Source organism: Actinoplanes lobatus (assembly GCF_014205215.1).
Classification (GTDB): domain Bacteria; phylum Actinomycetota; class Actinomycetes; order Mycobacteriales; family Micromonosporaceae; genus Actinoplanes; species Actinoplanes lobatus.
Window position 1 is genome coordinate 6,937,868 of the sequence record NZ_JACHNC010000001.1, and the last position, 26,331, is coordinate 6,964,198.

At 71.5% G+C, this 26,331-nt stretch carries 6 protein-coding genes; 5 read left to right on the forward strand and 1 reads right to left on the reverse strand.

Annotation, left to right across the window (positions count from 1 at the left end; genetic code table 11):
- Positions 1 to 68: 68 nt before the first annotated feature.
- The 3 genes from BJ964_RS31765 to BJ964_RS31775 are packed head-to-tail and all read left to right on the forward strand — an operon-like array spanning position 69 to position 2,576.
- A complete protein-coding gene (locus tag BJ964_RS31765) occupies positions 69 to 1,655 on the forward strand; it encodes an amino acid adenylation domain-containing protein (protein WP_188124115.1) in 1,587 nt (528 codons plus the stop codon).
- On the forward strand, positions 1,648 to 1,860 hold the full coding sequence (locus tag BJ964_RS31770; RefSeq protein WP_229807181.1) for an acyl carrier protein: 213 nt from the start codon (positions 1,648 to 1,650) through the stop codon (positions 1,858 to 1,860). Before BJ964_RS31765 ends, BJ964_RS31770 begins: the two co-directional genes overlap by 8 nt.
- Positions 1,857 to 2,576, forward strand: a complete 720-nt coding sequence (locus BJ964_RS31775) for a thioesterase II family protein (RefSeq protein WP_229807180.1) — start codon at positions 1,857 to 1,859, stop codon at positions 2,574 to 2,576. The genes BJ964_RS31770 and BJ964_RS31775 overlap by 4 nt, the downstream gene beginning before the upstream one ends.
- Here BJ964_RS31775 and BJ964_RS31780 read toward each other — a convergent pair.
- Entirely contained in the window at positions 2,527 to 3,204 is a 678-nt protein-coding gene (locus BJ964_RS31780; protein ID WP_188124117.1) for an LmbU family transcriptional regulator, read from the reverse strand. The two genes, BJ964_RS31775 and BJ964_RS31780, sit on opposite strands and share 50 nt — an antisense overlap.
- 226 nt (positions 3,205 to 3,430) lie before the next feature.
- Between BJ964_RS31780 and BJ964_RS31785 the strand changes: the two genes are divergently transcribed.
- Both BJ964_RS31785 and BJ964_RS31790 read left to right on the forward strand, forming a co-directional pair.
- Complete coding sequence (locus BJ964_RS31785) at positions 3,431 to 9,943, forward strand: non-ribosomal peptide synthetase (RefSeq protein WP_188124118.1); 6,513 nt, start codon at positions 3,431 to 3,433, stop codon at positions 9,941 to 9,943.
- Positions 9,940 to 26,331 carry a non-ribosomal peptide synthetase gene (locus BJ964_RS31790; RefSeq protein ID WP_188124119.1) on the forward strand — a complete coding sequence of 5,464 codons (16,392 nt, stop codon included), beginning with the start codon at positions 9,940 to 9,942 and terminating at the stop codon, positions 26,329 to 26,331. Before BJ964_RS31785 ends, BJ964_RS31790 begins: the two co-directional genes overlap by 4 nt.

Here is a 26,331-nt window from a genome sequence, read left to right on the forward strand (position 1 = left end):
GTTCGGTCCTAGCGTCCATCCCGGATGTCTCGCCAACAAGACAGGCGCGGCTGGAGGCGAGTTAGATCATGATGATTCGCGGCAAGCGGGTGGCCCTGCCCTCGGCCCCTGTCGTCCACCAGCGTTTCGAGGCGTACGCCGCGGCGACGCCCGGCGCCGTCGCCGTGGTCTGCGGCGGGGAACATGTGACGTACGGGGAGTTGGACGCCCAAGCCAACCGATTCGCCAACCTCCTCGTATCGAGGGGCTACGGCCGGGGCGCCCTGGTCGGTGTCTGCCTGGGTTACTCGATCGACCTTCTCGTCACCATCCTCGGAGCGCTGAAGGCGGGAGCGGCCTACGTACCGCTCGACCCCACCTACCCGCCGGCGCGACTGCGGCTGCTGCTGGGGCAGGTTCCCGATCTTGCCCTGATCGTCGCCTCCCCGGCGACGGCGGAGCTGGTCGGGTCCGCGACGGTGGAGGTCGTCGACCTCGCAACGCTGCGGACTGACCTCGAAGGCCGTCCGGCGACCGCGCCGGACGTCACGGTCACCGGCGACGACCTGTGCTACGCGATCTTCACGTCCGGGTCGACCGGTGTCCCGAAGCTGACCGCCGTGCGTCACGTGGGCTGGTTCAACCTGCTGAACTGGCTCCAGGACGAGTTCGGCCTGCATCGCGGGTCGAACAACCTCGTCGTCAGCGCGTTCGGATTCGATCTGTCCCAGCGCAGCCTGATGACGCCGCTGTTCTGCGGCGCCACGCAGCATCTGATCGCCAGCCGCAATTTCGACCCCGCCATGGCCTACCGCATGCTGGAGCGCCACGACATTCGCACGGTGCACTGCGCGTCCAGCACCCTTTACGTGCTGGCGGACTGGGAGAAGGCGTCCGGCGGGACGGCCCTCACCGAACTGGACCACCTCCTGTTCGGCGGGGAGCCGCTGCATGTCGAACGGCTCGGGAACCTGGTCGGGCGCGAGGCGGGCGGGTGTGTCCTGCTGCATCAGTACGGCGTGGCCGAGTGCACGGACGTCGCATCCTCCTTCGACCTCGCCGGCTATCGGCCCGGCGACCACGAGATCGCACCGGTCGGCCGTCCCGTGCACAACATGGACATCCACGTTCTCGACGAGCGGATGCGCGGGGTCGGGGCGGGGGAGTACGGCGAGATCGGCATCTCCGGGGCGGGCGTCGGCGCGGGCTACCTCAACGGCACGGGGCCCGAGTCGGCGCGCTTCACGACGGTCGAGGTGGACGGTGTGCCGCGCCGGCTCTACCGCACCGGCGACCGCGGCCACGTGAACGAGGACGGCGAGCTGGTCGTCGCCGGGCGAATGGACGCGCAGGTGAAGGTGCGGGGGATGCGCATCGACCCGGCCGATGTCGAGCGGGCGCTGAGCCGGCTGGCCGGGGTCCGGCAGGCCGCCGTGGTGAGCAGGTCCACCGACTCCGGCGACACGGAGCTGATCGCGTTCGTCGTGCCGGAGGGCGACGATCTCGCCGGCGACGAGCTCGGCGCGCGGCTGCTGGAGACGTTGCCGCGGAACATGGTGCCGGCCGAGTTCGTCAGCATCCCCCGGATCCCGCTGAGCCCGCACGGGAAGTCGGACCGGTTCGCATTGATGGACGTTCTCCGTGACAGGCGAAAGGGGCAAGGTGTTCGTGGATGAGGTGCGCGCCATCTGGTGTCGCGAGCTGGAGTGTTCCGATATAACGCCCGAACAGGATTTCTTCGCCCTCGGTGGCCATTCCGTGATCATGGCCAGAATTCAGCGGGCCTACATCGACGAAATGGGCTACGAAATACCGATGGACGAGATGTACCGCTATCCGACGATAGCGTCGATCTCCGCTTACATGGAATCCCTGCCGTGAGCGCCGGCTCCTGGCTCGTCCGGCCGGCGTCCCCCGACTCCCGCGCGCGAATCTTCTGCTTTCCGTACTCCGGGGCCGGAGCCTCGGCCTTCCGGGCCTGGCCGCACACGGTCGGCGACGTCGAGATCTGCCCGGTGCAGTTCCCCGGCCGTGAGAACCGGCTGGCCGAACCCCACTACGGCACCTACCGGAGGCTGGCCGCCGCCCTGGTCGACGGCCTGGGCCCGGCACTCGACCGCCCGTACGCGTTCTTCGGGCATTGCGCCGGAGTGCTGCCCGCCTTCGAGGCGGCGGTCGTTCTCCGTGAACGGGGCCTGCCCCAGCCCGAGTGCCTGTACGTGTCGGGGCAGCTCGCCCCGCACGACTCCGCGCGCGACCGGATGCTCACGATGACCGAGCCCGAACTACGTGCGGACCTGGAATCGGTCGTGCGCGGCCGCGGGCTCGAACCGTGGCCGGACATGATCAGGATGGGTCTGTCGGTGCTCCTGCGCGACCTCGACGCCGCGCGCGAGTACCGCCGGGCCGAGCCGATCCTCGTCGGATTTCCCATCGTCGTGCTGCACTGGCGCGACGACGAGGAGGTGAGCCTCGACGGGCTCCAGGGGTGGCGCGACTACGCGGAGTCGGTCGAGTTCCGGGTCGTCGACGGCGGGCACCACGACTTCATGAACGCTTCCGCCGACCTGTTGCATGCGGTGACCTCGTGGCGGTGAGCGCAACGGCCCGCGGTTGCTCGTCGAACGCCTCGGCCGCCGCGCTGGCCAGCGCCCGTTCCGCCCAGGTCTCCAAGGGAAGGCCGAGCCTGCTCGCGGCCTCCTGGAACGACTCGAGGCGCTCCACCGGGATCGACATGTTGAGCACCGCGACGGCGCCCCGGCCCGCCCCGCCGGCCCGCCTGCCGCCGCTGCCGTCGGTCCGTTCCAGCAGGCTGTCCTTCACCTCCCGGCGCAGACGTTTCGCCGACCAGGCGTACTCCTCCGCCTTGCGCAGCCAGAACTCCTGCTCGGGCTCCGAGAGGGCGGCCACCTCGGCGTGGTGGGTGAAACTCAGCCCCTCCCGGCGCCGGGACATCGGAAAGCGCCGTGCCACCCAGGCATGGTTGCGCAGCGTCTGGTAGTCCAGCTGGGTGAGCTTCACGGCGTCCTGGTACCGGCCGCTGAAGGCGGTCTCCCCGTAGACGAGCCAGTCCCCGAGGCACCAGGCCGAGGAACTGTACACATCGGAGAGATAGCCACCGACTCCGAGCCACCTGTCGAACGGCATCTGGTGCGGCAGGACGAGTCCTCGCCTGGTCACGAATGCCGAGCTGTCGAGCGCCTGCACTGGCGAGTCCCCGCCCATGCCGTCTCCTTCAACAAACCCGCGAACGGCGATTATCTTAACCACGCCGGGATCGCGAAGTAAACCAAACAATTGCTATTCGTCTCGGCCGCTATCGCTTTTCTATCGACATCGCATTTGGCTTCCGGGCTCTCTTGACCCAATTGATCGGCGCTCCATAGCCTGACGTCCGATCCCTTTGGCAAGACTCTGCCCAGCGCCTTTGAAAATCAGCGGGAAGGGAACCATGGGAAGCCTCCACGCATCCGCCGCCGCGGCATTACGGCCCCGTACAGCGCAACGAGGTCCTCTGTCGCACGGCCAGCAACGGCTGTGGTTCCTCGACCGCTGGCTGGCGGGCCGGCCGGTGTTCAACATGCCGGTCACGCTCCGCCTCACCGGCCCGCTGGACGCCGGCCTTCTCATCGGCGCGGTCCGGGCCGTGGCCGCCCGGCACGACGTGCTGTTCACCGTGTTCGAGGAGGGCCCCGGCGGACCCCGCCAGCGGGTGATGGACAGCCGGGATCTGCCGTGCCCGGTGACCGACCTCGCGGAGCTGGGGGAGAACGCGGCGCGGGCGCGGGCCGAACAACTCGCCGAACAGGACGCGCGACGCCCCTTCGATCTCGCGGCAGGCCCGATGGTCCGGGCGCACCTCTACCGGCTGGCCGCGGAGACCCACTGGCTTCAGCTGACGTTCCACCACATCGCCTTCGACGGCTGGTCGTTCGGCGTCTTCCAACGTCAGCTCGTCGCGGCCTACCGCGCCGGCGCGGCGCCCGGCGAGCCGCTGGACGTGCAGTACGCCGACTACGCCCTGTGGCAGCGCGAGACGCTGACCGGCGAGGCCACCGACCGCGCCCTGGATGCGTGGACCCGCGCCCTGGCCGGCGCACCGGACGTCCTCGACCTCGGCGCCGACCGACCACGTCCGGGCGAGCTCAGCTACCGCGGCCGCACCGAGCGGTTCACACTGCCCGGGATCCCCGTCGTGGCGCTGGAGAAGTTCGCCGCCGGGGAGGGGGTGACCCCGTACGTCGCGCTTCTCGCCGCCTTCCAGGCCCTCGTCGCCCGGCATGCGGGCAGCGACGACATCGTGCTCGGCTCGCCGACGGCGGGCCGGGGGCCCGCGGCGCTCGACGAGATGGTCGGCTTCTTCGCGGACTCGCTGGTCATCCGGACCCGCCTGGACGGCGACCCGACCTTCCGCGAACTCGTCACCCGCACGCGGGCCGGGGTCCTGGACGCCCTGTCCCGCAGCCGGATGCCGTTCGACCTCGCCGTGAACCATCTGCGCCCGGCGCGCGACCTCAGCTTCAGCCCGGTCGTCCAGGTGGTGTTCGGCCTGCACGAGGAGGACGCCGCCGAGGTGCTCGGCGACGGCGTCGGCATCGAGCGCGCCGACATCGACACGGGCACGGCGAAGTACGACCTCACCTGGTCGGTCCACCGGGGGGCGAACGGGCTGCGGCTGGACGTGGAATACGCGACCGACCTGTTCGACGCCGCGACCGTGCGGACCCTCGTCAGCCACTGGGAGACGCTGCTGCGGGGGGTCGTCGCCGACCCGGACGTTCCGCTCAGCCGGATCGAGCTGGCGTCCGAGGACGAGGCCCACCGGCTGCGGCGCTGGTCGGGCGAGGAACGGCCGGCACCCGCCGGCACGGTCCACGACCTCGTCGCGCTCAGCGCCGCCGCGCGGCCGGACGCGGTGGCGGTCACGGGCGCCGACCAGACGCTCTCGTACGCGGAACTGGAGCGGCGCAGCACGGCGCTGGCCCGGCGGCTGCGGGCGATGGGCGTGGGGCCGGAGGACTGTGTCGGCGTCTGCATGACGCGGTCGCCGGAGATGGTGGTGGCCTGCCTCGCGATCCTGCGGGCCGGCGGCGTGTACGTACCCCTGGACACGGCGTTTCCCGCCGACCGCATGGCGTTCATGCTGCGCGAGGTCGGCGCGGAGACCGTCCTGATCCATCCGCCGACCGCCGGGGTGGTCCCGGACGGCCCGTGGCGCGTCGCCGATGTGGGCGAGGCCGAGGACGAGGGTCCGGACACGGAAGCCGCACTGCCCGAGGTGGGACCCGGCAACGGCTGCTACGTCATCTTCACCTCGGGGTCGACCGGCCGGCCGAAGGGCACCACGGTGACCCACGGCAACGTCCTGGGACTCCTCAACGGCGTCCGGGAGCGGCTGCCGTTCGGCCCGGACGACGTGTGGACGTTCTTCCACAGCCTCGCGTTCGACTTCTCGGTGTGGGAGGTCTGGGGCGCGCTGACCACCGGAGGGCGCCTGGTCGTGGTGCCCTACGACGTGAGCCGTGACGCCGACGCGTTCCACCGGCTCGTCCACGGCGAACGGGTGACGATCCTCAGCCAGACACCGTCGGCGTTCCGGCAGTTCGAGACGGCCGACGACCAGGCCGGCGTCGAGCTGTCGCTACGGGCCGTGGTGTTCGGCGGCGAGGCCCTGCACCGGCCCTCGGTCCGGCGCTGGGCCGCCCGGCACGGCTACGACGCACCCCTGCTCGTGAACATGTACGGCATCACCGAGACCACGGTGCACGTCACGTACGTGGCCCTCGCCGAGGACGACCTCGGCCGTGATCTGACCCAGATCGGGAAACCCCTGCCCGGCGTGGTCGCGCAGGTGCTCGACGCGTACGGGCGGCCCTGCCCGGCCGGGGTGACCGGCGAGATCCATGTCGGTGGCGCGGGCCTCACCCGCGGCTACACCGGGCGGCCCGGGTTGACCGCCGAGCGGTTCGTGCCCGATCACCTCACCGGGCGGCCCGGTCGCCGCCTCTACCGCACCGGCGACCTCGGCCGGTGGAACGCGCGGGGCGGACTGGAGTACGCCGGGCGCGCCGACTCCCAGGTGAAGGTTCGTGGCTACCGCATCGAGACCGGCGAGATCGAAGCCGTCCTCGGGCAGCATCCGCGCTTGCTGGAGGCGGCCGTCATCGCCCGCGGCGACACCGACGGCCACGTCGACCTGGCCGGCTACCTGGTCGCCGACGGCATCGCGCCGTCGCCTGACGAGCTGCGCGCGTGGCTGCGGCGGCGGGTCCCGGATTACATGGTGCCCCGCCATTTCGTGGTCCTGGACGCGCTGCCGCTCACCCCGCAGGGCAAGGTCGACCGCCGGGCCCTGCCCGCACCGGAGGCCGTACGCCCGGAACTCGCCCAGGAGTACGTGCCGCCCCGGGGTCCGGTCGAGGAGCTGCTGGCCGAGATCTGGGGCGAGGTGCTGGCGGTGGACCGGGTCGGCCGGCACGACAACTTCTTCGACCTCGGCGGCGACTCCATCCGCAGCATCGGCGTGCTCGGCCGGGCCCGCGGCAGCGGGCTCGCCTTCGACCTCCAGGATCTGTTCCGCAGCCCGACGCCGGCCGGGCTGGCCGCCCTCGTGCGGACCACCGCGCCGGCGGCCGCGGGTCCCGAACGCGAGCCGTTCGCGATGCTGACCGAACAGGACCGGGCCCTGCTGCCGGACGGGGTCGAGGACGCCTACCCGATGGCGGAACTCCAGGTGGGCATGGTCTACGAGATGGAGCTCAACCCCGAGCGCCGGGCCTACCACAACCTGGACGGCCTGCGTATCGCCGGCCCGTTCGACGAGGAGCGCTTCCGGGAGGCGACGGCCCGGGTCGTCGCCCGCCACCCCATCCTGCGGACGGCGTTCGACCTCAGCGGGTTCAGCGAGCCGATGCAGCTGGTGTACCGCACCGCCGAGATGCCGTTCACCGTGGCCGACCTGCGCCACCTCGACGAGGCGGCCCGGGACGAGGCGCTCGACGAGTACGTGCTGGCCGAGCGGCGCCGCCCGTTCGACCACTCCCGCCCGCTCCTGCTGCGTTTCGCCCTGCACCGGCTGACCGACGAGTCCTTCCAGTGGACGCTCACCGAACACCACGCCATCTTCGACGGGTGGAGCCTGCACTCCACCATCTCCGAGATAGCCGAGCTCTACCAGCGGCTGCTGGCCGGCGACGACCCGGTGCTCACGCCGCCGGACTCCGCCTACCGCGACTTCATCGCCGCCGAGCGGGAGGCCCTGGCGTCCGAGGAGAGCCGGCGGTTCTGGCTGGAACGCGTCGGCGACCGCCCGGACTGCCGGCTGCCCCGCCGCCCGTCCGACCGGCCGGAGCGACTGTCCGGGCGGGCACAGCCGCATGAATGGCGGGCCCACTACCCCGAGCAGGGCTACGGCGCCGTCGAAACGCTCCTGCCGGAGGATCTGTGCGACGGCCTGCGCGACCTCGCCCGCCAGTGCGCGGTCCCCCTCAAAGCGGTGCTGCTGGCCGCCCATCTCAAGGTGATGAGCCTGGTCACCGGTGTGTCCGACCTCCTGGTAGGGCTCACCGCCAACGGGCGGCTGGAGGAGGAGGGCGGGGCCGAGGTCCGGGGCATGTTCCTCAACACCGTGCCGTTCCGCATCGCGCTGCCGGACGGCAGCTGGCTCGAACTGATCCGTGCGGTCTTCGCGACCGAGCGCGAGCTGCTGCCGCACCGCCGGTATCCGCTCGGCGCGCTCCAGCGGGAGGTCGGCGGCGACCCGCTGTTCGAGGTGAACTTCGTCCACAACCACTTCCACGTCCTGGATCGCGCGTTCGGTCCCGGCCTCATGCGCATCGAGGACGGCAAGATCGACAGCTTCGCGACGGACCGGGTGGAGCCCACCAACTTCCCGCTCAACGTCGGCATGGTCCGCAACCCGTACTCCAACCGCCTCCTGTTCGGCATGGACTACCACACCGACGTCCTCACCCGGGACCAGGTGCTGCTGTACCGCGACTACTACCTGCGGGCGATGACCGAGATGGTGGCCGATCCCGAGGCGGCGCACCGGTCGGTGTCCCTGCTGGGCGACGACGAGCGGGCGCTGCTGGAGACATGGAACTCACTGACGGCCGACGTCCCCCCGGCGCCGGTGCACCGCATGGTCGAAGCGCGGGCCGCGGACGCGCCGGACGCGGTCGCGGTGGAGTCCGGCGGCACCGCGCTCACCTACGGCGAGCTCAACGCGCGGGCGAACCGGGCCGCCCGCCGGCTGCGTGACCTCGGCGTCGGCCCGGACGTCCCGGTGGCGCTGTGCATGGACCGCTCACTCGCCACGATCACGTGCCTGCTGGCCGTCCTCAAGGCCGGCGGTGTCTACGTGCCGATCGAGCCCGACTACCCGGCCGAGCGCATGGAGTACATGCTGCGCGAGGCCGGCGCCCCCATCGTGCTGGCCGACGCGCGGGCCGCGGACCGGGTGCCGGCCGGGCCCTGGTGGGTCCGAACCGTGGAGAACAGCCTGTGGGACGAGGGCGACGACGGCAACCTTCCCGGTGGTGCGGGACCGGACAACGGCTGCTACGTGATCTTCACGTCGGGTTCGACCGGACAGCCGAAGGGGGTGGTGACCCGGCACCGCAACGTCACCGAGCTGCTGCACGGCGGCGAGTTCCTCCGGCTCGAAGCCACGGACACCCTGCTCCAGCTGGCACCACTGTCCTTCGACAACTCGACCTTCGAGGTGTGGGCGCCCCTCGTGGGCGGGGCCCGGCTGGTCCTGGCTCCGGCCGAACGGTACGGCCCGGCGGAGATCGCGGAATGGGTGGCCGAGGCGGGCGTGACGGTTCTGCACGCGACGGCGTCGCTGTTCGCGTTGCTGGTCGATCACGAGCCGGGGATGTTCGACGGTCTGCGCCGCTTCCTGACCGGCAGTGAGACCGTCTCGCCGGGTCATGTGGTGCGGATTCTGGATCGTTGCCCGGATCTGGAGGTGGTCAACTGCTGGGGGCCGACGGAGACGACGACGTTCTCGGTGTGCGGTGTGTTCCGGCGTGGTTCGGTGCCGGCGGGTGCGTTGCCGCTGGGTTCGCCGTTGGTCAACACCCAGGTGTGGGTTCTGGACGAGGCCGGCATGCCGGTGCCGGTGGGTTCCGCGGGCGAGCTGTACGTGTCGGGCCCGTGCCTGGCGAGGGGCTATCTGGGCCGGCCGGGGCTGACGGCGGAGCGGTTCGTGCCGCACCCGTTCCGGGCCGGGGAACGGCTCTACCGGACCGGGGACCGGGGCCGGTGGTCGGTGGACGGGCTGGTGGAGTTCCTGGGCCGGACCGATCACATGGTCAAGGTGCGCGGCTACCGGGTCGAACTGGGCGAGGTCGAGGCCGCCCTGCGCGAGCATCCGGGTATTCGCGAGTGTGTGGTGGTGACCCGGCCGGACGGGGCGGCCGGGGTGGACCTGGTCGGCTATCTGGTGGCGGACGGAGTGGGCCTGTCGTCGGGTGAGGTGCGCTCCTGGCTGGGCGGCCGGCTTCCGGCGTACATGGTTCCTCGCTTGTTCGTGTTCCTGGACGCCTTGCCGTTGACGCCGCGGGCGAAGGTCGATCGCCGCGCGCTGCCGGATCCGGAGCTGGTGCGCGCGGATGTGGGGCAGGAGTACGTGGCGCCGGTGGGCCCGGTCGAGGAGCTGCTGGCGGAGATCTGGTGCCGGGTGCTGCGTGTCGACCGGGTCGGCCGGCACGACAACTTCTTCGACCTCGGCGGCGACTCCATCCGCAACATCCAGCTGGTGGGGCATGCCCGCGCCAACGGACTCACCGTCGGCCTGCAAGACCTTCACCGCCATCCCACCGTGGCGAGCCTGGCCGAGGTCGTCCAGCCTCGCGGGTCCGTCCCGAAACGGGCGAAGACGTCGGCGTTCGATCTCCTCTCCGACTGCGACCGGGAGCGGTTGTCCGCGCGCGGGTCGGCCGGGGACGCGCGGTGACGGAGGTGATGCAGCGCCGGGAGGCGGCCGGCGGGATCGAGGACGCCTACCCGATGTCGGCGCTCCAGGTCGGCATGGTCTACGAGATGGAGCGCGACCCCGAACGGCTGCCCTACCACAACGTCCACACCCTCCGGATCCCCGAACGGTTCGACGAACATCGGTTCCGGCGGGCGGTGGCACATGCCGTGGCCCGCCACCCGATCCTGCGCACCTCGTTCGCGCTCGTGGGGTTCAGCGAGCCGATGCAGCTGGTGTACGACGTGGCCGAGGTCCCGATCACGGTGGCGGACCTGCGGACGGCGGACGAGAGCACGACCCGGGCGGCGCTGACGTCCTATCTGGACAGCGAACGGCGGACGCCGCTGGACGTGACGACCGCGCCCCTGTGCCGGATGGGCGTGCACGTGCTGGCCGGCGACGCCTTCCAGTGGACCCTCACCGAGCACCACGCCATCCTCGACGGCTGGAGCCTGGCCTCGGTCGTCGCCGAGATCACGGACGGCTACCGGCGGCTCCTCGCGGGGCAGGAGCCGCAGGCGGCACCGCTGCGCTCCACCTACCGGGACTTCATCGCCGCCGAGCGGGAGGCCCTGCAATCACCGGAGAGCCGCGAGTTCTGGCAGGAACGGCTGGACGAGCGGCCCGACAGCCGCCTGCCGCGCTGGCCGGACGACCGCCCCGCCATGCCGGCCGCCGAGCCGGTCCGGGGAGAGCACCACCGCCCCGGCTCGCTGATCAGCCCGCTGCCGGCCGACCTGGCTCCCCGGCTGCGGGACCTGGCCCGCCACTGCCGGGTGCCGCTCAAGTCGGTGCTGCTGGCCGCACACATGAAGGTGATGAGCCTGGTCACCGGCTCCGCCGACGTCGTCGCGGGCCTCACCGCGAACGGGCGGCTGGAGGAGGAGGGCGGCGCCGACGTCTGCGGCCTCTTCGTCAACACCGTACCGCTCCGGTTGGAGCTGCCCGGTGGCACCTGGCGTGACCTGATCGGGGCGGTCTTCGACGCGGAGAGCGCACTGCTGCCGCACCAGCGCTACCCGATGGCCGCGCTCCAGCGGGAGCTGGGCGGCGCGCAACTGGTCGAGACCAACTTCGTCTACACCGACTTCCAGCAGATCCCCGCCCCGGCGGCGGGGGACGGGGAAAGCCTCACCGACATTTCCCGTACGCACTTCGCCCTCGTCGTCGCCTTCGGCCGGGAATCGGGAACCGGGGGCCTGAACCTGGAGATGGAGTACGACGCACGGGCGTTCCCGGCCGCTCAGATCGCCGTCCTGCGCGACCACTACGTGCGTGTGATGACCGCGATGACGGCGGATCCGGCCGCCGGGCACCGATGGGTGCCCTTGCTCGGCCAGGGCGAGCGGGCGCTGCTGAAGTCCTGGAACTCGCGGACCGCCGACGTGCAGCCGGACCCCGTGCACCGGCTCGTGGAAAGGCGTGCCGCGCAGGCGCCGGACGCGGTGGCGCTCGTGACGGAGACCGGGTCGCTGACGTACGGCGAGCTGAACGCGAGGGCCAACCGGATGGCCCGGCGGCTCCGGGCCCTCGGCGTCCGCGCCGACACCGCGGTCGGCGTCGGCGTCCGCCGTTCGGTCGCGATGGTGACCAGCTGGCTGGCCGTGCTCAAGGCCGGCGGCATGTACGTGCCGCTCGACCCCGACCTCCCGGCCGAACGCCTGCGGTACATGCTCACGCGGGCCGGCGCCCCGCTCGTCCTCACCGCGGGCGACGCCGTTCCCGAGGGCCCCTGGCGGCAGCTCACGGCCGGCGAGGAGCTGTGGACGGACGGCGACGGCGACGACCTCCCGGGCGGCGCCGGTCCGGACGACGGCTGCTACGTGATCTTCACGTCGGGTTCGACCGGGCAGCCGAAGGGGGTGGTGACCCGGCACCGCAACGTCAGCGAGCTGCTGCACGGCGGCGACGCCATGACGGTGCCGGCCGGCGACACCCTGCTCCAGATCGCCCCCGCCTCGTTCGACGTGTCCACCTTCGAGGTGTGGGCGCCGCTCGTCGGCGGCGGGCGACTGGCGCTGCCGCCGGCGGTGCGGTTCGGGCCGGCGGAGATCACCGAATGGGTCTCCCGCTTCGACGTGACCGTTCTGCACGCGACGGCGTCGCTGTTCGCGTTGCTGGTCGACCACGAGCCGGGGATGTTCGACGGTCTGCGGCGCCTTCTGACCGGCAGCGAGACCGTCTCGCCGGGTCATGTGGTGCGGATCCTGGATCGTTGCCCGGATCTGGAGGTGGTCAACTGCTGGGGGCCGACGGAGACGACGACGTTCTCGGTGTGTGGTGTGTTCCGGCGTGGCTCGGTGCCGGCGGGTGCATTGCCGCTGGGGCTGCCGTTGGTCAACACCCAGGTGTGGGTTCTCGACGAGGCCGGCATGCCGGTGCCGGTGGGCTCTCCGGGCGAGCTGTACGTGTCCGGCCCGTGCCTGGCACGCGGATACCTCGAACCGGGAACGACCGCCGAACGATTCGTGCCGCACCCGTTCCGGGCCGGGGAACGGCTCTACCGGACCGGGGACCGGGGCCGGTGGTCGGTGGACGGGCTGGTGGAGTTCCTGGGCCGGACCGATCACATGGTCAAGGTGCGCGGCTACCGGGTCGAGCTGGGCGAGGTCGAGGCCGCCCTGCGCGGGCACCCGGATGTGCGGGAATGTGTGGTGGTCGCCGTACGCGGGGACCTGGCGGCCTACCTGGTGGCCGACGGCGAGAGCCTGTCGTCGGGCGAGGTGCGGTCCTGGTTGAGCGGCCGGCTTCCGGCGTACATGGTTCCTCGCTCGTTCGTCTTTCTGGACGCTCTGCCGTTGACGCCGCGGGCGAAGGTCGATCGCCGCGCGCTGCCGGATCCGGAGTCGGTGCGGGCGGATGTGGCGCGGGAGTACGTGGCGCCGGTGGGCCCGGTCGAGGAGCTGCTGGCGGAGATCTGGTGCCGGGTGCTGGGCGTGGACCGGGCCGGCCGGCACGACAACTTCTTCGACCTCGGCGGCGACTCCATCCGCAGCATCCAGGTCCTGGGACTGGTCAGGGAGGCGGGACTGACCGCGAGCATGGCGGCCCTGCTGGCCGATCCGACGCCGGCCGGCTTCGCCGCCACCCTGGGACAGAGCACGGCGGAAACCCGGTCCACGGCCTTCTCGCTCGTCACCGAGGACGACCGCAAGCTGCTGCCGGACGGCCTGGCGGACGCGTACCCGATGTCGGAGCTCCAGGCCGGCATGGTGTACGAGATGGAGCGCGACCCCGGCCGCAGCCCCTACCACAACGTTCACACCATGCGGCTGACCGGATCGATCGAGGAGGAGTGCTTCCGCGATGCGCTCGCCCGGGTGACCGCCCGGCACCCCGTCCTGCGTACCTCCTTCGCGATGAGCCGCTTCAGCGAGCCCCTGCAGCTGGTGCACCCCACCGCCGAGATCCCGTTCACCGTCCACGACCTGCGCGGCGAGCCGGCGGACAGGCAGCGGGCCGTCATCGACGAGCATCTCCGTGCCCAGCGCGGCACCCCGCTGGACCCGACCGTGGCGCCACTGTGCCGGATGGCCGTCCACCTCCTGTCCGACACGACCTTCCAGTGGACGGTCACCGAACACCACGCCATCCTCGACGGCTGGAGCCTGACCTCCATGCTCTCCGAGATCACCACCCTCCACGAGGAACTTCTCGCCGGGCGCGACCCGGGTGACGCCCCGCCGCGATCGCTCTACCGGGACTTCATCGCGGCCGAACGCGAGGCGCTGCGCACGCCGGCCACCCGCGACTACTGGCGCGACCGCCTGGCCGGCAGCGACGGGAGCCCGCTGCCCCGCTGGTCGGCCGACGCACACGAGGCACTGGGCGACACGCTGCCGGGTGAGCGCCACGACCGGGACGAGGCCCTGGGACACGGCTCGCTCGTCACCCCGCTCGGCGACGACCTGCGGGCCGACATCGAGGAGTTCGCGCGCCGGGCCGGCGTCCCGTTCAAGTCCGCGGTGCTCGCCGCCCATCTGCGCGTGGTCGCCGCGGTCACCGGCGGCCGGGACGTCACGATCGGCCTCTCCTCGCACGGGCGCCTGGAGGAGGCGGACGGCGCCGAGGCGTGCGGCCTGTTCCTCAACACCCTGCCGTTCCGCGTCGCGCTCCCGGACGGAACCTGGCAGGACCTGGCCCGGGCCGTCCTCGACGCCGAGCACGAGGTCATGCCGCACCGCCGCTACCCGATGGCGGCGCTGCAACGGGAACTCGGCCGCACGTCGCTGTTCGAGGCGGGCTTCGTCTACAACGACTTCCACCGCTTCGGGCGCCTGGCCGACGGCGACGGCGGGTGGCGCTTCGACGCGGCCGGCCAGGGCCCGTCCGGCTCCTCCCGCACCAGCCTCCCGCTGCTCGTCTCGGTGAGCCGGGAAGCCGGGGCCGACGGGCTGCGCCTTGAGCTCGAATACGACACCCGGAAACTCACCAGCGACCAGGTGACGCTTCTGCGCGACTATCACGTGCGCTGCCTCCGGGCGATGACCGCCGGCCCGTCGACACGGCACACCACCGTCACCCTCGCCTCCGGACGGGAAGCCCGAAAGGTTTCGGCCTGGTCGCGGCCGGGGCTGCCGGTCCCGGGCGCGACGACCGTGCACGAGCTGGTGGCGGCCGCGACCCGTGCGTGGCCGGATGCGGTGGCACTGACCTGCGGCGAGACCTTCCTGACATACCGGGAGCTGGACGAGCGCGCCGGCCGTCTGGCGCAACGCCTGCGCCGCCTCGGCGTCGGCCCCGAGGTGTGCGTCGGCGTCTGCGTGGAGCGGTCCTGGGAGACCGTGGTGGCGTGCCTGGCCGTGTTGCGGGCCGGTGGAGTGTACGTGCCCCTGGACACGGCGTTCCCGCCCGAGCGGATGGAACTCATGCTGCGCGACGTCGCGGCGCCGCTGGTCGTGGTGCACGCCGCCACCGCTTCCCGGGTGCCGGGCGGCCCCTGGGCACAGGTCGACCTCGGCGACGACGCGACGGATCCCGGCGACTCCGTCCCCCCGGCGGTCGATCCGGACGCCGGCTGCTACGTGATCTTCACGTCCGGGTCGACCGGCCGCCCGAAGGGGACGACCGTGACCCACCGCAACGTGGTGCGGCTCATCCGCGGCGTACGCGAGCACCTGCCGTTCGGCCCCGGCGACGTGTGGTCGCTGTTCCACAGCTTCGCGTTCGACTTCTCGGTGTGGGAGCTGTGGGGCGCGCTCACCACCGGCGGCCGCGTCGTGGTGGTGCCGTACGCCGTGAGCCGCGACGCCGACGCGTTCCACCGGCTCGTACGCGACGAACGGGTGACCGTCCTCAGCCAGACGCCGTCCGCGTTCCGCCAGTTCGAGACCGCGGACGAGCGGGCCGGAGGCGACCTCGCGCTGCGGGCGGTGGTGTTCGGCGGCGAGGCCCTGCACCGGCCGTCGGTGCGCCGCTGGGCGTCCCGGCACGGCTACGCGTCACCGCTGCTGGTGAACATGTACGGCATCACCGAGACCACCGTCCACGTCACGTACCTGGAGCTCGACGCCGGCCACGTCGAAGGGACCGTGAGCCGGATAGGCCGGCCCCTGCCGGATCTCGGCGCGCACGTGCTGGACCGCGACGGCGTGCCCTGCCCGATCGGCGTCACCGGCGAGCTGCACATCTCCGGTGCCGGACTGGCCCGCGCCTACGTCGGCCGCCCGGCGCTGACCGCCGAGCGGTTCGTGCCCGACCACCTGTCCGGAACCCCCGGCGCACGCCTGTACCGCAGCGGTGATCTGGCCCGATGGAACCCGCGGGGCAGCCTGGAATACCTCGGGCGGGCCGACACCCAGGTCAAGATTCGCGGATACCGGATCGAGACCGGTGAGATCGAGAACGCGCTCGCCACCCACCCTCGGCTCCTCGAGGCCGCCGTCGTTGCGCACACCGATCCGGAGGGCCGGACCGAGCTGGTCGCCCACCTCGTGCCGGACCCGGCCGGGCCGGGCGCGCCGACCGCCGACGAACTGCGGGCATGGCTCGGCCGCGGCTTGCCGGACTACATGATCCCGCGCCATTTCATCGTCCTCACCGCGCTTCCGCTGACTCCCCAGGGCAAGGTCGACCGGCGTGCGCTGCCGGAGCCGGGCACCGACCGGCCGGCACTGGAGCAGCGGTACGTACCGCCCAGCGGCGACGTCGAGGAGATCCTGGCCGGCATCTGGCGCCAGGTGCTGGGCATCGACCGGGTGGGCCGGCACGACAACTTCTTCGCCCTCGGCGGCGACTCCATCCGCAGCATCCAGATCGTCGGCCGGGCCCGGGACGCCGGGCTCACCCTGGAACTCCAGCAGGTTCTCGACGCACCGACGCTGGCCGGGCAGGCCGCGGCCCTGGACCTGACCACACGCCACGAGGCGCCGGCGACCCAGCCGTTCTCCCTGGTCCTCCCGGACGATCGCGCGCTGCTGCCGGCCGGGCTGGCCGACGCCTACCCGATGGCACAGCTGCAGGTCGGCATGGTCTTCGAGATGGAACGCGACCCGGCACGCAATCCCTATCACAACATCGAGACGATGCGCCTGGCCGGCCGCTTCGACGAGGCGTGCTTCCGGGAGGCGGTCGACCGCGTGGTGGCCCGGCACCCGGTGCTGCGTACCTCGTTCGACCTGGCCGGGTTCAGCGAGCCGATGCAGTTGGTGCACAGCGCCGTCGAGGTGCCCTTCACCGTCGTCGACCTCCGCGGCGGCACCACCGCACCGCTGCGCGACTACGTCCGCGACCAGCAGCACGCACGGTTCGACCTGTCCGCGGCGCCGCTGTTCCGGATGGCCGTGCACGTGCTGTCCGACCACGCGTTCCAGTGGACCATCACCGAACACCACGCCATCCTCGACGGCTGGAGCATGGTCTCCACCATCTCGGAGATCACCGGCCTGTACCGCCGGCTGCTCGCCGGTGACCAGCCGGCGACCGAGCCCCTCCGCTCGCTCTACCGGGACTTCGTCGCCGCCGAACGGGCGGCCGTCAGCTCGCCGGAGATCGCGGCGTTCTGGCGGGACCGCCTCGCCGCGGCCCCCGGCGGGCGGATGCCCCGATGGTCCGGCGGCCCCGCCCTCGCCGTACGCCCGGAGGAACGACACGACCGCGACGAGGCCGCCGGCCACGCAACCCTGACCACCCCGATCTCCGCCGAACTGCTGGCGGCGCTGGAGAAGTTCGCCCGCCGCGCCGAAGTGCCCCTCAAGACGGTCGTGCTCGCCGCCCATCTCAAGGTGGTCGGCCTGATCACCGGCTCGACCGACGTCCTCATCGGCATGACGGCCAACGGGCGTCTGGAGGAGCCCGACGGTGCCGAGGCGCGCGGGCTCTTTCTCAACACGGTGCCTTTGCGGGTACGGCTGCCGGAGGGCAGCTGGCAGGACCTCGTACGCGGCGTCCTGCGCGCCGAGCGCGACCTGCTGCCCCGCCGCCGCTACCCGATGGCCCTGCTCCAGCGGGAGTTCGGCGGCGACGCGCCGCTGGTCGAGACCAACTTCACCTACAACAACTTCCACCGCATCGCGCGGCTCACCGTGGACGGCACGCTCGACCGGGACGGGACCGAGGTGCAGCCCGGCGTGGCGCGCACCAACTTCCCGCTGGACGTGACCGTCAGCCACGACCTCGACGCCGGCGGCCTCCTCCTGGAGATCGGCTACTCCCTCCGGGATCTCACCGACGACCAGGTCGGACAGCTTCGCGACCTCCACCTGCGTGCCCTGGACGCGATGGCACGCAACGGCGAGACCCACCACCGGGCGTCATCCCTGCTCGACGCCGAGCAGACGCGCCTGCTCACCGAGTGGCAGGGCACGAACGCGCCCGGGGCCACCGCCCCCGTGCACGAGCTTCTGCGGGAGCGCGCGCGGTGGTGGCCGGATGTGGTGGCGGTGGAGTCGGAGGGGGAGTGTTTGACGTTTGCTGGGCTTGATGCGCGTAGTGAGGCGTTGGCGCGTTGTCTGGCGGCGGCTGGTGTGGGTCGTGGTGGTGTGGTGGGTCTGCATTTGCGGCCGGGTGTGGATGCGGTGGTGGCGGTGTGGGCGGTGTGGAAGGCGGGTGGCGCGTTCCTGCCGTTGGATCCGGATCTGCCGTCGATGCGGCTGGAAGCGATGGTGCAGGACGCGGGGCCTGTGGTGGTGGTGTCGCGGGAGTCGTGCGCCTGGCCGTCGGTGTCGCCCGACGGTGATGGCGACGCGGTTCTCCCCACGGTGGGGGCGCGGGATCTGGCGTACGTCATGTTTACTTCCGGCTCGACCGGCCGTCCGAAGGGTGTGATGGTCGAGCACGGTGGTCTGGCCAATTTCGCTGAGCGGATGCTGCAGTCCCGGATGGGTGGGTTGGAGCATGCCAGGGTTTTGACGGGGTCGTCGGCGTTCATTTCGGACTTCTTCCTGGCTCAGGTTTTGCCGTTGCTGGGTGGTCACACCCTGGTGGTGGTTTCGGGTCGTGATCCGCGGGATTTGGTGGCGTGGGCGCAGGATCCGGATCGGGCGGTTCAGGTCATCGATGCCACGACGTCGCAGGTGCAGTTGATGGTGGAGGCGGGGCTGCTGGATGCTCCGTGTCCGCCGCGGCTGATCGCGGTCGGTGGGGAGGCATGTCCGCCGGATCTGTGGCAGGTTCTGCGATCCCGGCCTGGGTTGGCGGCTTTCAACACGTATGGGCCTGCGGAGACGACGGTCGAGGTGGCGGTGGCGGAGATCGCCGCGTACCCGTATCCGGTGTTGGGTCGTCCGTATGGCGGTGCCCGTCTGTATTTGGTGGATGAGTCGCTTGGTCTGGTGCCGCCGGGTTCGGTGGGGGAGATCGTGGTGGGTGGCCCGGGTGTGGGCCGTGGTTATGTGGGTCGGCCGGGGGCGACGGCGGCGGTGTTCGTGCCGGATCCGTTCGGTGGGCCGGGTGGCCGTTTGTATCGGACCGGTGATCTGGGCCGGTACACGGCCGATGGTCAGATCGAGTTCCTGGGCCGCCGGGATCTTCAGGTGAAGATTTTGGGTCAGCGGGTGGAGTTGGAGGAGGTCGAGGCGGTTCTGCGTGGCCATCCCGGGGTGGTGGCGGCAGCGGTGAGTGTTCACCGGCGGCAGTTGGTGGGGCACGTCGTGCTGGACGGCGGGACGGTCTTGCCGGATCGGGACTATCTGGCGGCGCGGTTGCCGGTGGTGGCGGTTCCGGCGGTGCTGGTCGCGGTCGAGGCGTTGCCGATGACGGCCGGTGGCAAGCTTGATCGGCGGGCGTTGGCTGAGCCGCCGGAGTTGTCGCGCCGGGATGTGGTGGCTCCGCGGACGGAGACCGAGCAGCGGATCGCCGCGGTCTGGCAGAGCGTGCTGGGTGTGGACCGGGTCGGTGTCCACGATGACTTCTTCGCCCTCGGTGGGCACTCGCTGTTGGCTGTTCGGCTGACCATGCGGGTCAGTGCGGAGTTGGGTGCCGAGGTTGCGTTGCATGAGGTGTTCGCCCGGCCGACGGTGGCGGCGCAGGCGGAGTTGGTCGATCGGCATGGTGGCGGCACGGTCGAGCGGATTCCGCGGGTCGAGCAGGCCGGGATCGCGTCGCATGCGCAAGAGCGGCAATGGTTCCTCTGGCAACTCGCCCCGGACGATCCGACCTACAACGTTCCCTGGGGCTACGAGGTGCGGGGCGAGCTGGACCTGACGGTGCTCGGCAACTCGTTGAACACCCTCTTCGAGCGCCACGAGTCGCTGCGTACGACCCTGCACCTCGACGCGGACGGGCGCGTGGTGCCGAGGCTGGACGCCGTCGAACCGGGCGCGGTGGCGTTCTCGGCGGCCGGCGAGGCGGAGCTGAAGGGACTCGTCGAGCGGGCGGCCCGGCAGCCGTTCGACCTCACCACCGGGCCGATGCTGCGGGTCGACGTCTGGCGTACGGCGCCGGACCGGCACGTCGTGCTCTTCGTCGCACACCACGTCGCCGTCGACGAATGGTCGATCGGTGTACTCGAGCGGGAGTTGTGGGAGCTGTACCGGGCAGGAGGCGACGCGGTGCTGTCGCCGCCGGCGGTCCGCTACGCCGACTACGCGGCCTGGCACCGCGACCTGGTGGCGAGCAGAGCGGACGAGGATCTCGCGTACTGGCGGGAGGCGCTGGACGGCGCCACGTCGTCCTGGCCCCAACCCTCTTCCGGCCTCGGCGCCGCCGACGAGCGTGCCCGGATCGTGCCGGCCGAACGCTTGCGAGGGCTGGACGGGATCCGCTCGCAGGCGGGCGCCACGGAGTTCATGCTCTACCTGGCGGTGTACTGCCTCCTGATCGCCCGCAGCTCCGGTGAGCGGGACATCACGGTCGGCATCCCGGTCTCGGGGCGTACCCATCCCGACCTGGCGCCGGTGGTGGGCTTCTTCGTCAACACCCTGGCGTTGCGGGTGACGGTCGATCCGGCCGACGACTTCCTGGCGTATCTGCGGCGGGTCCGGTCGGTGGTCCTGGCGGCGTTCGCCCACCAGGAGACGCCTTTCGAGCATGTGGTGCGCGCGGTCGCGCCCGACCGCGCCGACGGCGTCAACCCACTGTTCCGCACGCTCTTCTCCTTCGCCCCGGAGGCAGCGACCGGCGACCGTCCGGCTGAGCCGGCCGCCGACGGGCTGGCCCTCGGCGACCTGCCGATCGCGAGCGGCGGCAACCACTTCGACCTGTTGATGGGAACCGCGCGTACGGCCGAGGGGCTGCACCTGAAGTTGGAGTTCAGCACCGCGATCCTCGGGGCGGGTGAGGCCGAGGATCTGCTGGGGTCGTTCGTGGATCTGCTGGCGGCGGTCGGCGGGTCGCCTCAGGTGGTGGTGTCGGAGCTGTTGCGCGCCAGCGGCCCGGAGCGGGAACGGATGGCCGGATGGACCGGTGACCCGGAGGCTCCGGCGTTCGGCGTTCCCGTACACGAGCTGCTTCGGGAGCGCGCGCAACGGTGGCCGGACCTGGTTGCGGTGGAGGCGGACGGGGAGTGTTTGACGTTCGCCGGGTTCGATGCGCGCAGCGAGGCGCTGGCGCGGCGTCTGGCGGCGGCCGGTGTGAGTCGTGGTGATGTGGTGGGTCTGCATCTGCGGCCGGGTGTGGATGCGGTGGTGGCGGTGTGGGCGGTGTGGAAGGCGGGTGGCGCGTTCCTGCCGTTGGATCCGGATCTGCCGTCGATGCGGCTGGAAGCGATGGTGCAGGACGCGGGGCCCGTGCTGGTGGTCTCTCGGGAGCCGTGCCCGTGGCCGTCGGTGACGCCCGACGGCGATGCCGACGGAGTCCTCCCCACGGTGGGCGCGCGGGATCTGGCCGCGGTGATGTTCACCTCCGGCTCGACCGGCCGGCCCAAGGGCGTGATGCTGGAACACGGCGGCCTCGCCAACTTCGCCGAACGCCAACTGCTGCCGAGGCTACGCAGGGCCGGGGTCGGCGAGCACGCCCGGGTCGTCACCGGCACGTCGGCGTTCATCTCCGACTTCTTCCTGGAGCAGACCCTGCCGCTGCTGGGCGGCCACCGGCTGCTCGTGCTTTCCGGCATGGAGGGCCGCGACCCCCGTCTGCTGGTGGAACGGGCACAGGATCCGCAGCGGGCGGTGGACGTCGTCTGCACCACCACCTCGCAGGTCCAGCTGCTGGTGGAGGCGGGACTGCTGGACGCTCCGTACCCGCCCCGGCTGATCGAGCCGGCCGGTGAGGCGTGCCCGCCGGACCTGTGGCAGGCCCTACGATCGCGGCCCGGCATGGCGGCCCACAACATCTACGGCCCGGCCGAGACGACAGTCGACACGACGTGTGCCGACATCGCCGCGTACCCGTATCCGGTGTTGGGTCGTCCGTACGGCGGTGCCCGCCTGTATCTGGTGGATGAGTCGCTGGGTCTGGTGCCGCCGGGTTCGGTGGGGGAGATCGTGGTGGGTGGCCCGGGTGTGGGCCGTGGCTATGTACGGCGGCCGGGGGCGACGGCGGCGGTGTTCGTGCCGGATCCGTTCGGTGGGCCGGGTGGCCGTTTGTATCGGACCGGTGATCTGGGCCGGTACACGGCCGATGGTCAGATCGAGTTCCTGGGCCGCCGGGATCTTCAGGTGAAGATTTTGGGTCAGCGGGTGGAGTTGGAGGAGGTCGAAGCGGTCCTGCGTGGCCATCCCGGGGTGGTGGCGGCAGCGGTGAGTGTTCACCGGCGGCAGCTGGTGGGGCACGTCGTGCTGGACGACGGGACGGCCTTGCCGGATCGCGACTATCTGGCGGCGCGGTTGCCGGTGGTGGCGGTTCCGGCGGTGCTGGTCGCGGTCGAGGCGTTGCCGATGACGGCCGGTGGCAAGCTTGATCGGCGGGCGTTGGCTGAGCCGCCGGAGTTGTCGCGCCGGGATGTGGTGGCTCCGCGGACGGAGACCGAGCAGCGGATCGCCGCGGTCTGGCAGAGCGTGCTGGGTGTGGACCGGGTCGGTGTCCACGATGACTTCTTCGCCCTCGGTGGGCACTCGCTGTTGGCTGTTCGGCTGACCATGCGGGTCAGTGCGGAGTTGGGTGCCGAGGTTGCGTTGCATGAGGTGTTCGCCCGGCCGACGGTGGCGGCGCAGGCGGAGTTGGTCGATCGGCACGGTGGCACGGTCGAGCGCATCCCGCGGGTCGAGCAGGCCGGGATCGCGTCGCATGCGCAAGAGCGGCAATGGTTCCTCTGGCAACTCGCCCCGGACAACCCCGCGTACAACGTCCCGTGGGGCCACGAGATCCACGGGGAACTCGACGCGGCCGTGCTGGGTTCGGCGGTGGACGCCCTCGTCGCCCGCCACGACGCCCTCCGCACCACGTTGCACCTCGACACGGACGGCCGGGTCGTGCAACGGATCGGCGTCGCGGGCCGGACCGGCCTGACGGTGCACGACGCCGGCGACGCCGAACTCCCCGGGCTCGTCGAGCGGGCGGCCCGGCAGCCGTTCGACCTCACCACCGGGCCGATGCTGCGGGTCGACGTCTGGCGTACGGCGCCGGACCGGCACGTCGTGCTCTTCGTCGCACACCACATCGCCGTCGACGAGTGGTCGATGGGCATCTTCGAGCGTGAACTGTGGGAGCTGTATCGCACGGGCGGCGACGCCGAACTGCCGCCGCCGGAGGTCCGCTACGCCGACTACGCGGCCTGGCACCGCGACCTGGTGGCGAGCCGCGCCGACCAGGACCTCGCATTCTGGCGCCATACCCTCGAAGGCGCACCCACCTCGGCCTGGCCGGACCGGAACGCCGCCCGCACGGCCGCCCCCGGCGAGCGTGCCCGGCTCGTGCCAGCCGACCGGCTGCAAGGGCTCGACCAGGCTCGTGCCGAAGCGGGCGCGACGGAGTTCATGGCCTACCTGGCGGTGTACTGCCTCCTGATCGCCCGCAGCTCCGGCGAGCGGGACATCACGGTCGGCATCCCGGTGTCCGGGCGTTCGCACCCTGACCTGGCGCCGGTGGTGGGCTTCTTCGTCAACACCCTGGCGTTGCGGGTGACGGTCGATCCGGCCGACGACTTCCTGGCGCATCTGCGGCGGGTCCGGTCGGTGGTCCTGGCGGCGTTCGCCCACCAGGAGACGCCCTTCGAACATGTGGTGCGCGCGGTCGCGCCCGACCGCGCCGACGGCGTCAACCCACTGTTCCGCACCATGTTCGCCTTCACCGCCGGAGCATCCCGGACCGACGGCCCGCTGCCCACCGGCCTCACCGTGCGCGGCCTGCCGATCGAGGGCCGCGACAGCCATTTCGACCTGTCCCTGAGCACTACCCGTACGACCGAAGGGCTCCACCTGACGCTGGAATTCGGTGCCGGAATTCTCGCCGACGGGGAGGCCGAGGGTCTGCTGGGGTCGTTCGAGGATCTGCTGGCGGCGGTCGGTGGACCGGTGTCGGACCTACTGGCCGCGAGTGGCCCGGAGCGGGAGCGGATCGCCGCGTGGACCGGCGATGTCGAGATTCCGGCCCTCGCCGCCCCCGTGCACGAGCTGTTGCGGGAGCGCGCGCAGTGGTGGCCGGACCTGGTTGCGGTGGAGGCGGAGGGGGAGTGTTTGACGTTTGCTGGGCTTGATGCGCGTAGTGAGGCGTTGGCGCGTTGTCTGGCGGCGGCTGGTGTGGGTCGTGGTGGTGTGGTGGGTCTGCATTTGCGGCCGGGTGTGGATGCGGTGGTGGCGGTGTGGGCGGTGTGGAAGGCGGGTGGTGCGTTCCTGCCGTTGGATCCGGATCTGCCGTCGATGCGGTTGGCCGCGATGGTGCAGGACGCGGGGCCCGTGGTGGTGGTGTCGCGGGAGCCGTGCGCCTGGCCGTCGGTGTCACCGGATGAGGATGCTGACGCGGTCCTTCCGCGGGTGGTGGCCCGGGATCTGGCGTACGTCATGTTCACTTCCGGCTCGACCGGCCGTCCGAAGGGTGTGATGGTCGAGCACGGCAGTCTGGCCAATTTCGCTGAGCGGATGCTGCTGTCGCGCTTCGGTGGGCTGGAGCACCTCAGGGTTCTAACCGGAACGTCGGCGTTCATTTCGGACTTCTTCCTGGCCCAGGTTTTGCCGTTGCTGGGTGGTCACACCCTGGTGGTGGTTTCGGGTCGTGATCCGCGGGATTTGGTGGCGTGGGCGCAGGATCCGGATCGGGCGGTTCAGGTCGTTGATGCCACGACGTCGCAGGTGCAGTTGATGGTGGAGGCGGGGCTGCTGGATGCTCCGTGTCCGCCGCGGCTGATCGCGATCGGTGGTGAGGCGTGTCCGCCGGATCTTTGGCAGGTTCTGCGATCCCGGCCTGGGTTGACGGCCTACAACACGTATGGGCCTGCGGAGACGACGGTCGAGGTGGCGGTGGCGGAGATCGCCGCGTACCCGTCGCCTGTGTTGGGTCGTCCGTATGGCGGTGCCCGTCTGTATTTGGTGGATGAGTCGCTGGGTCTGGTGCCGCCGGGTTCGGTGGGCGAGATCGTGGTGGGTGGTCCCGGTGTGGGCCGTGGTTATGTCGGGCGGCCGGGGGCGACGGCGGCGGTGTTCGTGCCGGATCCGTTCGGCGAGCCTGGTGCCCGTTTGTATCGGACCGGTGATCTGGGCCGGTACACGGCCGATGGCCAGATCGAGTTCCTGGGCCGCCGGGACCTCCAGGTGAAAATCCTGGGTCAGCGGGTGGAGTTGGAGGAGGTCGAGGCGGTCCTGCGTGGCCATCCCGCGGTGGTGGCGGCAGCGGTCAGTGTTCACCGCCGGCAGTTGGTGGGGCACGTCGTGCTGGACGGCGGGACGGCCTTGCCGGATCGCGACTATCTGGCGGCGCGGTTGCCGGTGGTGGCGGTTCCGGCGGTGCTGGTGGCGGTCGAGGCGTTGCCGATGACGGCCGGTGGCAAGCTTGACCGGCGGGCGCTGGCCGAGCCGGAGGAGCTTTCACAGCGGGACGTGGTGGCTCCGCGGACGGAGACCGAGCAGCGGATCGCCGCGGTCTGGCAGAGCGTGCTCGGTGTCGACCAGGTCGGCGTCCACGACGACTTCTTCGCCCTCGGCGGGCACTCCCTGCTCGCCATCCGGCTCACCATGCGGCTGAGCTCGGAATTCGGGACCGACATCCCGCTCGCCCACCTTTACACCGCCCCCACCGTCGCCGAACAGGCCGAACGGATCACGACGCTGCCGCCCGACCGCTCGGCCGTGGTGTCCCTCGGCGGAGTCCGGGGCGCGCGACCCCTCGTCCTCGTCCACCCCATCGGCGGCACGCTCTTCAGCTATCTGGATCTGCTGAGCGAGGTACGGGACGACGTCGAGGCGTACGGCCTGCAGGGGCACCTCGGCGAGGATTCCGGTGCGTCCGACATCGCGGCGCTGGCCCGGCGCTACGCCGACGAGCTGGCACCGGTCCTCGGCGACCGGGAACCGGTGATCGCCGGCTGGTCCGTCGGCGGCGTCCTCGCCCACGAGGTGGGACGCGCGCTCGCCGACCGTGGGATCCGCACCCACCGCCTGGTCCTGATCGACTCCGATCCGCGACCCGATGAGGCGGGCGACGCCGCGGCGTACCGGGCCGACATCGCCACCCTCGACGCGCTCCGCCGCGAGGTCGCCGACCACGGGCCGGCACCACTGCTGAGGTCGGCCGACGCGGACCGCCTGTTCGCCGCGCTCGGCGTCGATCCGGCCGCCGTCGCCGAACTGGACGGGCCCACCACCGCCGGGCTCATCACCTTCTGGCGCGACATGTTCACCGGGCTCGCCGCCCACCGGCCGGGCGTGTTCGCCAGCCCCGCCGCACTCGTCCTCGGCCGCGGCGAGGGCCGCGACCTTGTGGCCGCGGCGTGGCGCGAGCTGACCGGAACGCTCACGGTCACCCACGCCGGCGGCGACCACTTCCAACTGCTGCGCCGTCCATGGGTGACGGCGATCGCCGACGCCGTCCGCGGCTCCACCGCACAGACAGGAGAGTGA